The 12878-nt window shown below is 38.3% G+C and carries 11 protein-coding genes; 2 read left to right on the forward strand and 9 right to left on the reverse strand.

Translation table 11 applies throughout. The features are described 5' to 3' along the window. Nucleotides 1-430: 430 nt before the first annotated feature. The gene (locus AAC073_RS11250; protein ID WP_339923931.1) at nucleotides 431-3685 is read left to right on the forward strand and encodes a SusC/RagA family TonB-linked outer membrane protein; all 3255 of its coding nucleotides are present in this window, start codon (nucleotides 431-433) and stop codon (nucleotides 3683-3685) included. A gap of 10 nt (nucleotides 3686-3695) precedes the next feature. Continuing rightward, entirely contained in the window at nucleotides 3696-5132 is a 1437-nt protein-coding gene (locus AAC073_RS11255; RefSeq protein WP_339923932.1) for a SusD/RagB family nutrient-binding outer membrane lipoprotein, read from the forward strand. A gap of 82 nt (nucleotides 5133-5214) precedes the next feature. Here the strand turns inward: AAC073_RS11255 and AAC073_RS11260 are convergent, their stop codons facing one another. The 9 genes from AAC073_RS11260 to AAC073_RS11300 all read right to left on the reverse strand — a co-directional run bounded on the left by AAC073_RS11260 (nucleotide 5215) and on the right by AAC073_RS11300 (nucleotide 12609). Continuing rightward, nucleotides 5215-5427, reverse strand: a complete 213-nt coding sequence (locus tag AAC073_RS11260; RefSeq protein ID WP_339923933.1) for a hypothetical protein — start codon at nucleotides 5425-5427, stop codon at nucleotides 5215-5217. A 195-nt stretch (nucleotides 5428-5622) separates the two neighbouring features. Further along, nucleotides 5623-5805, reverse strand: a complete 183-nt coding sequence (locus AAC073_RS11265; protein ID WP_339923934.1) for a hypothetical protein — start codon at nucleotides 5803-5805, stop codon at nucleotides 5623-5625. 130 nt (nucleotides 5806-5935) lie between these two features. Further along, nucleotides 5936-6658, reverse strand: coding sequence for an SUMF1/EgtB/PvdO family nonheme iron enzyme (locus AAC073_RS11270; RefSeq protein WP_339923935.1), 723 nt, complete (start codon nucleotides 6656-6658; stop codon nucleotides 5936-5938). 25 nt (nucleotides 6659-6683) lie between these two features. Next, a complete protein-coding gene (locus AAC073_RS11275; protein WP_339923936.1) occupies nucleotides 6684-7250 on the reverse strand; it encodes a hypothetical protein in 567 nt (188 codons plus the stop codon). Between the two features lie 103 nt (nucleotides 7251-7353). Beyond that, on the reverse strand, nucleotides 7354-8055 hold the full coding sequence (locus tag AAC073_RS11280; RefSeq protein WP_339923937.1) for a DNA alkylation repair protein: 702 nt from the start codon (nucleotides 8053-8055) through the stop codon (nucleotides 7354-7356). Nucleotides 8056-8385: 330 nt separating this feature from the next. Next, nucleotides 8386-8679 (reverse strand): hypothetical protein, encoded by a 294-nt coding sequence (locus tag AAC073_RS11285; RefSeq protein WP_339923938.1) that lies wholly within the window; start codon nucleotides 8677-8679, stop codon nucleotides 8386-8388. A 163-nt stretch (nucleotides 8680-8842) separates the two neighbouring features. Then, the gene (locus AAC073_RS11290; RefSeq protein WP_339923939.1) at nucleotides 8843-10420 is read right to left on the reverse strand and encodes a Fic family protein; all 1578 of its coding nucleotides are present in this window, start codon (nucleotides 10418-10420) and stop codon (nucleotides 8843-8845) included. A gap of 701 nt (nucleotides 10421-11121) precedes the next feature. Further along, nucleotides 11122-11712 carry a hypothetical protein gene (locus AAC073_RS11295; RefSeq protein ID WP_339923940.1) on the reverse strand — a complete coding sequence of 197 codons (591 nt, stop codon included), beginning with the start codon at nucleotides 11710-11712 and terminating at the stop codon, nucleotides 11122-11124. A gap of 3 nt (nucleotides 11713-11715) precedes the next feature. Further along, nucleotides 11716-12609: a nucleotidyltransferase gene (locus AAC073_RS11300; RefSeq protein ID WP_339923941.1), complete on the reverse strand. Its 894-nt coding sequence runs from the start codon at nucleotides 12607-12609 to the stop codon at nucleotides 11716-11718. Between the last annotated feature and the right edge of the window lie 269 nt (nucleotides 12610-12878).

Consider the following 12878-nt stretch of genomic DNA (forward strand, 5'->3'; position numbering starts at 1 on the left):
GAGCTAAATATAATTATGATTATGGTGAAATTGAACTATAAGATGCGAGTCCTACTGTAAAAGTTTTTATTACGTAGGCATTTAAAAACGGTAATATTAGTAATATCGAATGGATGGCCTATTTTAATTTGCCAATTAAGGTGACAAATGCCTTGATTTAAATGGATGAATCAATTACTAGTCAGTAGATAGCGATTATTTTTTTTCTATTTGATGCCGACATAAAAAACCCATTTTAAAATGCTACAATGTAGGTTTTTCTAAAAATTGAATCTAAAATATTTAGGTATTATTACAATATTATAATTAATTCTATAATTAATTAATTTTGGAATTGTTTTTGCAGGTAAAAGGTCGTCGCACCAGCTTTAAAATGTATAAACATTCTGGTTGGCATTTGGTTGATACTTTTAACTTAAATTATGAAATTATGAAGAACACTTTACTCTGCTTTTTGCTAGTAATAGGTACAGTTTTTTCTGTGCTAGCACAAAGTAAAACTGTAACTGGGAGGGTAACCTCTGCAGATGAACCGGAAGGAATTCCGGGCGTTAATATAAGCGTTAAAGGAACTATGGTTGGGGCAATATCAGACATTGATGGCAACTATACCCTGGCCGTTCCAGAAGGATCAAACCTGCTGGTATATAGTTTTGTGGGCTTTGTTCCACAAGAAGTTGCAATTGGAAACCGAAGCAAAATTGACGTGGTATTATTGCAAGACGTCAGGGAGCTTTCTGAGGTAGTGATTACCGCTTTGGGTGTAGAGAGAAACAGAAATGAATTGGCCTATTCCGCACAGGAAGTGGATGGGGACATGATCACCCGTACCAGAAGCCCGGATTTTGTAAATTCCCTGTCTGGAAAAGTTGCAGGTCTGGACATTAGGAGCAACAATACCATGGGTGGGTCAACTAACGTTATTATAAGAGGTTATTCCTCTATAACAGGGAATAACCAAGCCTTGTTTGTAATTGACGGTGTGCCTATAAGTAATGCCAACAACAACACAAGTACCAGGGCTTATCAGGCGAATGAAAGCTATGGTAACCAGCAGGAAGGCCGAGTTGGTACTGACTTTGGAAACGCAGCGGCAGATTTAAATCCTGATAATATAGAATCTGTCAATGTTTTGAAAGGGGCTGCCGCTACAGCCTTGTACGGATCACGTGCTGCCAACGGGGTAATCATGATTACCACCAAAAAAGGGAAAGAAAACAGTATGGATCTCACCGTGAATACAGGTGTTGTCTGGAGTCAAATAGATAAGAGCACCTTTGCGAGGTACCAAAAAGAATACGGTGCAGGATATTCAGATGCTTTCCGTACATCACGGGATCTTGGGAGTGGAGTTGGACCTGTTGTAAGGTTCCAGGATGATGCTTCTTATGGCCCTGCATTTGATCCAAGCCTTATGGTTTATCAGTGGGATGCATTGGATCCATTTTCTCCAACCTTTGGTCAAATGACTCCTTGGGTAGCTGCTCAAAACGACCCCAGCACCTTTTATGAAACAGGGTTGAATTCCAATCAGAGTATTATTTTAAGTGGTGGTGGAGAAGATGCTACTTTTAGCTTAGGCTATACCCGAAATGATATAAAGGGCAATTTACCAAACAGTACTATAGACAAAGATCAATTTAACTTTACGGCTTCTTATAAGGCTACGGATCGATTGACAGTCACTGCATCTGGTAACTATACCCGTACTGTTGGTATGGGTCGATACGGTACCGGCTATAATGGAAGAAACCCCAATCAACAATTCAGGCAATGGTGGCAAACCAATGTGGACATTAGAGATCAGGAAGCTGCTTATTGGAGAAATGAACAAAATATTACCTGGAACTGGAATAGCGCCAATACCGGTCCTATTTATTCAGACAACCTCTATTGGTCAAGGTATCAAAATTACTCCAATGACAGCAGGGACAATTATTATGGTTATGCCTCAGTAAATTACAAGGTCAATGATTGGTTCAGTGTGATGGGACGAGCTTCTTTCAATACTACCACAGATCTTCAAGAAGAGCGGGTGGCTATAGGTAGTGCAGATGTAAGCCAGTACACAAGGTTTAATAGGGATTTTAATGAGTCCAACTTTGACCTATTGCTAAACTTCAATAAGGACATATCAGAAGACATCAGCTTTACAGGTCTGGTAGGATCCAACTTGCGTAGAAGCAGAATGAGCTCCATAAGGGCCAGCACCAACGGAGGGTTGGTTGTTCCAGGATTGTATAGTTTATCCAATTCACGAAACCCTATACAACCACCATTTGAAGAAGTGCAGGACATTGGTGTTGATGGTGTATTTGCGAATGCCAACTTCGGCTACAAAGAAACTTTATTTGTGGAAATATCTGCACGTCAGGACAAGTCCACCACTTTGCCAGAAGACAATAACACTTACTTTTATCCAGCGGCAGCAGCTAACTTAGTGTTTTCCAAATTATTGGACGTCTCCTGGTTATCCCACGGTAAAGTCAGGGCGAATTACGCAGAAGTGGGCAATGATGCACCTGCATTGAGTTTGTTTGATGTATATGATGCTCAAACAGGATATGGATCAATTCCTATATTTTCTCTGCCAAGTACTAGAAACAATAACTTCCTTTTGCCAGAAAGGCAAAAAAGTTTTGAGGCTGGTGTCGAAGCAGACTTTTTTGACAGACTCTTTGGTTTTGATGTTACTTATTATAAATCAAACACTATCAACCAAATTTTACCCGTGAATACATCAGCAGCGAGCGGCTATACCAAGAGGTTTGTTAATGCTGGGGAAGTTCAAAACCAGGGAATTGAAGTTTCTGCCTTTGTAACACCAATACAGACACAAGATTTTTCATGGACCATGAACGTAAATTTTGCGCGAAATAGAAATGAGGTAATTAGTCTATATGGAGAAGGAGAAAACAAAGTACTAAACGTTCCCATAGCTTCTTTCCAAGGTGGCGTGTCTGTCAATGCAGCAGTAGGTCAGCCTTATGGAGTTATTAGAGGCAAAGACTTTGTTTATACCAATGGCGAAAGGACTGTCAATGAAGATGGTTATTATTTGGTTTCCGACAATTCAGACGAGATCATAGGTGATCCCAATCCTGATTGGATCGGTGGTATCAATAATACCCTAACTTATAGAGGCATTTCATTAGGATTTCTAATCGACATCCGAAGCGGAGGTGACATTTTCTCTCTAGATCAATATTATGGTGAAGGTACAGGGCTATATCCTTTAACAGCAGCTCTAAATGACAAGGGAAACCCCTCACGACTTCCTGTTTCTGAAGGCGGTGGTGTATTGCTGCCAGGAGTAAAGGCAGACGGTACACCCAATGACGTTTATGCTGAAAACCTTAACGGTGATGGTATAACTCCTTTTGGTTATGCCGCCAATAACTATGGTGAGACCCCACGCTCCCTTTATACCTTTGATGGAAGCTTTGTGAAATTAAGAGAAGTGGCGGTGACTTATACCCTACCTGCAGCTTGGATTCAGAAAATGGGCGTTTTCCAAAGTGTTGACCTACAACTGATAGGACGTAATCTATGGATTATCCATAAAAACATGGAATTTTCCGATCCTGAGGAAGGCTTGAGTTCAGGTAATGCTGGAAGAGGTTACCAAGGAGGTGCATATCCTGCTTTGAAAAATTATGGTTTTAATGTTCGGTTAAATTTCTAAACCAGAAAAGATGAAAAAGATTTTTATAAGTATATTCTCCATGGTGCTAATGGCATCTTGCGTAGATAATTTGGACGATTACAATGTAGATCAGAAGAGCGCAACGGAAGTTCCGCCTGCGACCTTATTTACAGGAGCAGTTAAAGAACTAACGGATGTGATTACCACTCCTGATGTCAATGTGAATAATTATAGGTTCTACGTACAGCACTGGACTACTACTCAGTATTTGGATGAGCCTAGGTACAATATGACCACCCGACTTATTCCACAAAATGTATGGCAAGCACTGTATAGAGATGTCTTGGCTGATTTAAAGGAGTCAAAAAGATTGGTAGCCTTAGACATTACCATCAATGAGGAGGTTAGAAGTAACCAGCTGGCACAAATAGAGATTATGGAAGTGTTTTCCTGGTCTATTTTGTTGAATACTTTCGGGGATGTGCCCTATACGGAGGCCTTGGATGCTGAAAACTCCCTTCCCTCCTATGACGACGCAGAAACAGTTTACAATGCTATTCTAACAAGACTTGATGGGGCATTGAATCAGATCAATCCAAATGATGTTGGATTTGAGGAAGCGGATATCATGTATTCAGGAGATATGGATATGTGGGTAAAATTTGGCAACTCTTTAAAACTAAAATTAGCAATGGTCATCGCTGACGTAAACCCTAGTCTTGCGCAGGGTTTAGTGGAAGCGGCCGCACCCAATGTGTTTACTGCTAATATGGAAAGTGGCGCCTTTCCATACCTGAGTGCACCACCTAATAACAACCCTGTTTCTGAAGAGATAAATCCCTTATTTACTTCCAGACAGGATTTCATTGTGGCCAATACTTTGGTTGATGCAATGAATGAACTGAATGACCCCAGAAGGAGCTTTTATTTCACTCAAGTAGGTGGTGAATTTATAGGAGGAAAATATGGCTTTTCAAATTCCTATTCAGATTTCTCAACCATCAACCCAATGATCACAGACCCGACTTTCGAGGCTTTGTTGATAGATTATTCAGAAATAGAATTCCTTCTTGCGGAGGCTGTTGAAAGGGGCTTTAATGTGGCAGGTACTGCAGAGGAACATTATAACAATGCGATTGCTGCATCTATAGATTACTGGGGTGGAACAGCCGACCAAGCTACCGCTTATCTTGCACAAGCGGATGTTAACTATTCTACAGCTTCTGGAGATTGGCGTGAGAAAATTGGCAACCAAAAATGGATTGCCTTGTACAATCGTGGCTATGATGCCTGGTTGGAATGGAGAAGATTGGATGCCCCGGCTTTACAACCTCCGGCCATTGAAGGGGCTAGTGAGCTGACCATTCCAAAAAGGGTGATTTACCCTGTAAATGAGCAAACCCTAAATGGCAGCAACCGTACTGCGGCTGGCCAAGCCATTGGAGGTGATGACGGAGCTACTTATTTATGGTGGGACGTTGAATAAGGAAAATTTCCAAGATATGATAAAATGTAAAAGCCGTTCCAAATTGGAACGGCTTTTTTATTGGAGAGTGGGTAAGGTTCGTTTATTTATAATAAAATTTATCATCTCCCCATTTTTTCGGCTGATTGACAATGTTTTCTGAAATGGTTTGGTAGGAATGTTCATTATAGGCATGTATTCCGTATACATTCAATATCATTTCATTATTTTCAATTTCCTCAAAACAATGAATTCGTTTCTCACAACAAATGGTAATAAAATATGCACCTGCCTGCGAATAATCGTAATCGGCCAACCGCAAAGGCTTTCGATTATGAATTTTTTATGGTAGTCGAAATCCTTTTATCCGCACCTTCAGGTAATTTGATTAGTTTGTAGTTGATGGAATCGGCCTTAGCTTTCACCTTGTTCTCAATGCTAATGAAGTTTCCGGATGTTATTTTTATCAGGAAATCTTTTTTGGAGATTACTTTGGAATTTTCATCAAGCGCTATAAAATCCGAGGAAAAGAGATGTTGTAATAATGGTAATTCCACCAGGTACCAAAATCAGCAGTCAATTCTTCCAAGTCCACATGCCATTGCGTTTCCTTGTCAAGGTTTTTGCCTGATTTCTCATTACAAGAAGCAAAAGAAATAATGACCAATAATAACACGAGCAGTAAGTTTTTCACGGCGTAGCAGTTAGCTGAGCTTTAATATATAAAAAATAAAAACACCTCAAACCTAAAGACGTCTTTTTCACCTTGTCAAATAGTTGTATCGGTATTTTGCCTATTTGCGGTTCCTTCAGGATTTAAAGTTTCATATACCTTTCTTACTATTATTTTCATTTGAATTCATTGCAAATCTAAACCCTAAATCATCAATTTTAAAAGAATAGGGATGGCTTCTTCTTCTGTTTGTCGCCATTACACTTCTTTCAACATCACACCAACCTCCGCCACGAAAAACCCGATAAGAACCATAAACGGTTTCATCATAAATGTCCGAACACCATTCCCAAACATTCCCCAGCATGTCATAAAGTCCCCATGGATTGGGCGCTTTTCCTCCAACATCATGCGTACGGTTGTCGGCGTTTTCTTTGAACCAGGCAATTTTCTCTAAATCTCCGTATCTGGTGTTTTTTGCTCCAGCCTGGCAGGCATATTGCCACTCAGCTTCAGTTGGAAGCCGGAATCCATTGGCTTTGGCATTAAAGTTTACTTCTTTTGAGGTTAAATCAATGGTATAGCATTGGGTTTTAGACAATACCTCAGACAGTTTGTTACAAAATTTAACAGCTTCCATCCAGGAAAGGGTCTCAACAGGTAATTTCTCCCCTCTGAAAGTAGCCGGATTTTCATCCATTATTTCAGTATATAAGTCCTGAGTAACTGGAAATTTGGATAGTCTAAAAGATTCAATTTCACGCATCCAGATTTTCTTTACCCGGTCATCCCTCATCTCCACGGTACCTTTCGGAATCGTGACAAATAAATTTTCAATTGTTTTCTCGTCTATGTTTTTCTTATCTTTTTCCACGTTACTTTTTGGATTGAAGATATTGTTAAATATTGACTTGATTTTTAAATCGGTCGAAAAGGTTGATGGATAATTCAGCATAAAGGTTGATGGCAATGAAAATGCGTACATCTATATCATTATATTGCTCCTCTGGAAGTTCGGAGGCAATTGCTCCAGCAATGAGCCCACCGCTCACTTCTCTAAACTGATCCATCGCTGAAAAAACCTCACAAAGCGTTTCGGATTCACAAACTGACTTCAAACATTTAAAATATTTACTTTCATGATTCAGTTCATATGCTCCGTCATTATTCTTCCAAATATCCTGAAAAAAAGGCTTATTTCTATTGTGGTTCAGAAATTCTGCTAAGCTTGTTGTGACAAAAAAATCAGGAGGCAAAGACATACTACTCCTATCGATCAAAAACATTTTGTAATCTATTTCGCCGTAATGTATTAGAAGTTGTTCATTAAATTTTTCTACTACAACCGCTACAAATTCAGACTGCTGTTTATCCAAACATTCAAGAGATTTAAGCTGTTGCGAATTTCCGGATGAACTAAACAGAATTAAGAAAGACAAGATAGCAAAGAGTGTTAGTGTCTTCATAATATCCAGTTACTTGATTAGATAAACTAGGTCAGGATACATTAATCGTTTGTAAAAGTAGTAATACAATAACAAAGGGCCAACGTTCTAATCCTTATATCCTTCAAGAAACTAACCTCAAAGCTTCTCTTTTACTTAAAGAATTCAAAGCTGTTTCGCTTACAAATCCCTTTACCCACGCGGGGTCGATGCGACTGTATTCCCGCAGTACCCAGCCAATGGCTTTATTGATAAAAAACTCATTCGACCCTGATAAATGGTGAATGCATTTCACTAAAAGGGCAAGATCCATTTTCTCCTTGTACTTCAACTGAAACAACAGCGCACTTCTTTGCAACCAAATATTATTGGACTGCAGCCACTTGTCTATGTGCTCCTGCCTTTCTTCCGGAAAAAGCAGGAAATAATTACCCATCAATTTATTGGCGATCATGTCTACCGTATCCCACCAGGATTGATGAGCCACCATGTGCACATAAAGATGGATGTCCTCTTTCTCTGTGACTTTCATGTATTTCAATGAAAGTTCCTGGGCGAAATAGTGAAACTCCCTTTCGTCCTTCTTCCATAGAAGCTTTACCAATATATTAAGTTCCCTCTTAGGCGGAAGCATGCTTTTATGTAAAAATGGGCTTTGAATGGCTCTTCTTTTTTGAGTAGAAATCCCAAAAAACTGAAATTGATTGCGCAAATAAGCCCCTTGTTGCAATGCAAGTTCCCTATTGGCATTGTTGCTAAATTCCCGTTCCAGGACGGCTATGTAATCAAGGGTCTCGTTGGCTAGCATTTGGTAAGTCATGTCCATTTATTTTGCATTTCATAGCTCCTTCCAAAAAAGGTTCTGCTTGGAAAAGCGCAATCAATTTATTGGCCAATTCACTTTTCCTTTTTGGTAGATATTTTGCGTCATCCACTTTTACTTAATTTTACCCATATAATCCTTTTGGTATTTCTTTAATAACAACCTTGTAATTATTGCAATAACAATTGACAGGAATATGCACAGATAAAAATTTAATTCTGAATAATCGAAAGTACCAAACGGCATTAGCCACATAAATAGCAAGGACATCCAAACTACATCAAATGGAAGACTAAATATTATTTTAATAATCGATTTCATTGTCCACTTTCATTACAACCTAAAGCAACTTCCCAAAAGTTCGGCGCCTACACCCATCAATGCACTAGATATTAAACCAACAGCGCCTCCCATTACTGCACCACCTACACAACCGCCTGCAGCACCAATAGGGCCTAACACAGGTCTAAGTTTAGCGAAGCGTAACTTAGACCCAAAATAAGGAAAGTTTTCAACTTTCAAAAAGGAAGAACCAAATGGCCAACATCGCAAAAATAGAGCGTTCCTAAAGTTAACTTCAGCACCGCTGACTTCGGCCGGATAAGCCACCAATGCCGAATTACCCAATTTTCGTCTGCTGTAGCAGGAGGCTATTGAAATAGAACATCCGTTTCACTTTCATAGATTTTTGCCTTAAATAGTCAATCAAAAAAATTATTCAATAGGATTGACTGGATCCTGTACCTGTCGACGGACACCAGCCTCAGGGTCCAGCCATCAGAATGCGTCTTTATTGTATTTGGCTTAATTCAAAAATTTCAATGAAGCGCTTTTCTATGAATTCAACTTCTTTTGCAGTTAGTGCTGAAAACTCCTTTTCTCTAGCGCTTTTTAATAGCACACCATTGTTTTGGCTTAAGAATTTAACGAGCATAGCAACAAGCCTGTCCGGCATTTCAAACACATCATCTATAATCTTTTTGAACGCCTCATAATTTAATAAATAAGTCAATTCATTAGGAATTATATTCTCTATTGTATCAAATACACAGTCATATAGGAATTCTGCCTGCACCGTAGCATCGTAAAATTTATAGTAGTCAATGGTTTCATTAAGCACATTTACATTATGATCCTTTGTTTCTTCCCATTCGATAAAATCAAGTAATGGGTGGGAATAGGCTTCTAGTACATTTTTGTAATCTTCAATATGATCTAAAATTGAGGCAGAGACTGGAAATATTATTCCTTGTTGAGCAAAACTTTTTTTGGCTAAAATGTGATGAATAAGATACCTGTGGATCCTTCCATTTCCGTCTTCAAATGGGTGAATAAACACGAAACCAAATGCGATAATTGTGGCTGAAACAACAGCATCAATTTCGTTGGCTACTAGCAATTTATTTGTTTCAATCAGTCCATCTAGAAGCTCTGGTAAATCCTGCCATTTGGCTGATATATGTTCTGGCATTGGTTCTCCTGAAATTCGATCATGTTCACCAATGAAGCCGCCTTTTTCTCGAAAGCCCAGTTCAATAAACCTGGCATTTTCTATTACTATCTGCTGTAACCTTTTGAGCTCCTCTAGCTTCAATTCTCTTGCACCTGCCTGTCCAATAGCTTGTCCCCACCTTGCTGCCCGTTTACTTTTAGGGCTTTCTCCTTCTATAGAAAAGGATGCTCTTGAATCTTTTAGAAGTAAGAATCCTGATGCTCGTTGAATAATGTCTTTCCGGATTCCATTCAAATAGTCATTTTTCCTATTGGACAAATTGTCATTAATGTATTTTTCTAGCTTTTTAGTTTTTCTAACAAGGGGACAAAAATTCCGCGTTCCTGGGAGATTGTTAATGACTAAATGTCTTGGAGATTTTGTCCCTTTTATTGAATATTGTTGCCTAATATCGACTACAGGAACATAACTTTTTTTACTTAAATTTTCTTTACCTGCTAAGTTTTTCCCTAATAACCACTCTATAAGGAACCATATACGTCTGCTGTATTGTCCTGTGGGCTCAATCTTTACTAACTTCGTTAATTGTACTTCTGAGAAATGCTTTGTCAGAAAACTAAAAAATAGTAAGTTAATCCCTTCATATTTGAGTGCAAAAACCAATTGTCTGTAAAGGGCTTTTATTTCATCTTGGTCTTGATTGTCCTTTGGTAAATAACTCTTTGGTAAAATAACCCATTCTTCATTTTCGTAGTGTTTATTTTGGTTACACACCAGCGTTATGGGCTTAACCATAGGGATTTGTAATTTCAATTTATCGATAATAGCAGCATAACCAACAATTGTTCCTTCTTCGGGAGATAGTTCCCCATAAAAAACAGGTTTTTTTTGATGAAAATGAGCGCTATTATTCATATGATAAAATTTATAAGCGCAATATAACGAAAAAACGGGTGTTTCAATTCTAATTTGAGCGCAAACCAACAATTGAGATAAAAAATAAGCGCATCTATATTTATTGTAATTAATACCTAAATCCCGCAGCCTATTTTTCTAATCCACTGGTTCTAATAGAGATAAAACCTTCCCCCGGCGGTTGAGCGGAGTCGAAACCATAGGGTAATGGGTACATAACGCCTACTCCTTCAGCTCCGCTCAGAAACCGGCTAGGGCATTGCCGAATATAGGCAGGACACGGTTTTTCTGCCAAAATAAACACTAAACCCCAAGGGTCAATAAGGTCTAGCATACCCACAAGACTCTTCTGGTCTAAGTTTAGCGAAGAGTAACTTAGACCCAAAATGTGGAAAGTTTTCAACTTACTTTAAATAGGAGCCAAATGGCCAACATCGTTTAAATAGATAGAGAATTATCAGGCTGACTTCGACTCCGCTGACTTCGACAGGCTCAGCCATCGCGTTACCGAATAACCCTAAGGGAAAACCTACTTGTTCATTCTCCAATCGCTAAAAATCAAAAAAGGGAAAACCATTCCCCGTATTATCCCCAATTCCCCACACCCCTTCAATGTTAAATTGAAGTTTACCCTGAACATTTCTCAGGGCACACACATTGCATTCAGACTTGACTGTTCCAGCCGTCAGAATGCTTAGTTATTAGGCAACGTTTTTTCTTTTCAACTTAATTTCTCCTGTTGTTTCTCGGTCTGTCCAATATTGACCTTCCATTTCATTGACTTTAAAATCTTCAAATACCAAAATAGTTGAACCATAATGAATTTCACTTCTTTCTCTAACACTTGATTTTGGAGTGTTGATATATGAGTAAATTAATTGTTCTAATCCACGGTCTTTGTCAATATCAAATGAAGCTCCAATACTATGACTTCTACTTTCGTTTGTTTTAATTTTCACTTGGACGTTAAAAAAAGTCTGACTGATTTTTATTTCGGTTGGTATGGGGTCAAGTGATTTTTCTTTCCAATTTGATTTTAACTCACCTTCCCACTCACCTGATAAATTAGGGAATGGAACAAGCCAAGGATAAAACATTTTCCACTTCCACGCCCACTTAATGAATAGTGTCCATAAAATTACATTTATTGAAATAGTAGTAGATATGTGAGTCAGAGCGTTATTGAAATCAATGCTATCTAAATTCTGAGTTGACAGAAATATTATTCCATACGTGAAAAATGCCAATCCTAAAATCGTAAATGCAAAAACACGAATGTTATAAGTAACCATAAGCTAGTATTCTAAGTGATTCCATAATAAAACCATATAAGCATTTACATCTTTATAAGTCCATTTTCTTTCAGCAAATAAGTAGAGCAATTCTGAAACTTCTCCCCATTTTTTACAAGTTTTTTCGTCCTTAGTTTGTTCGTATATGTAAACTATTGATTGCTTTAATCTATCTGTCCAAGAATCATTGTCATTAATAATTTTATTTGGAACATTCCAAACAAGGCACTCTAAAAGAAAAGAGGTGATATTGTCGCTCACGCTCTCGCCATCATCAATCATTTTATATCTCAACTTGCGGTGAAGTCGGGTAAGACGTTTAAACCTACGATAGGTATTCGAGTTTTTGTTTAATCCATTTTCTATATGATGTTTCGGGTAGTTTACGGTAGGTTTTCCTTTATCTGACCAAAATTTTGCACCTAATACATATTTGCCATCTTTTGAATATCTTCTAAAATCCCAAGTAGGAACTACATCCGTTTCGATTCTATTTGTATTTGCTTTTACTGTTATGCATTTGTCATCTCTAACAACTTCACTTCTTCCGAATTTATTTACCAAAGCGGTTTCAACGTCATCTTTGAACTCAGAATAAGAATAGTCACTTGAACCTATGTGAGCAATATTTACATCTTCTTCAGTTACATCAGAAGGTAAGTCGAAAAAATAGCCACCTGTGTATCTTACGTTTATGTCAATATCACTATTTAGTCTAACATTAGTATTGTTTGCATACGAACCTTGACCAAAAGTTTCTGTCGACTTTTTCTTTAATTTTTCATCAGAGTTAATAGCCTCACGAACCATTCTTTCAGAGTTTTCAAGCTTCGTTTGTTCTGAATTACTTGGTGGCTTTGTCCAACCTGATAATTGTTCTTCCGAGTATTTTGCCATTTATTGATTCGTTCTTTTAATATTGCCTAACATTCGAGTATTGCTGCAGTTGGGGAATTGACCAACTATCTGCCCGGAACTGAAGCTGAATTTATAATTAAAAGTTGAAGTTTAGAACTAATGACCTGTAGAATTCCGTCCGCCGAAACTAAAGCTTGGATATGCACTGCTGCTGATTGTTCTTCCGTCAAGCCCCAAATTTGCTGCAATACTTTTGTTGAACGAATCCTGCTAAGGCAGGAAGCCGGCAGTTATTGCCGTTTCTTCCT

Origin of the sequence: uncultured Cyclobacterium sp. (genome assembly GCF_963977555.1) — a bacterium.
Lineage (GTDB): Bacteria > Bacteroidota > Bacteroidia > Cytophagales > Cyclobacteriaceae > Cyclobacterium.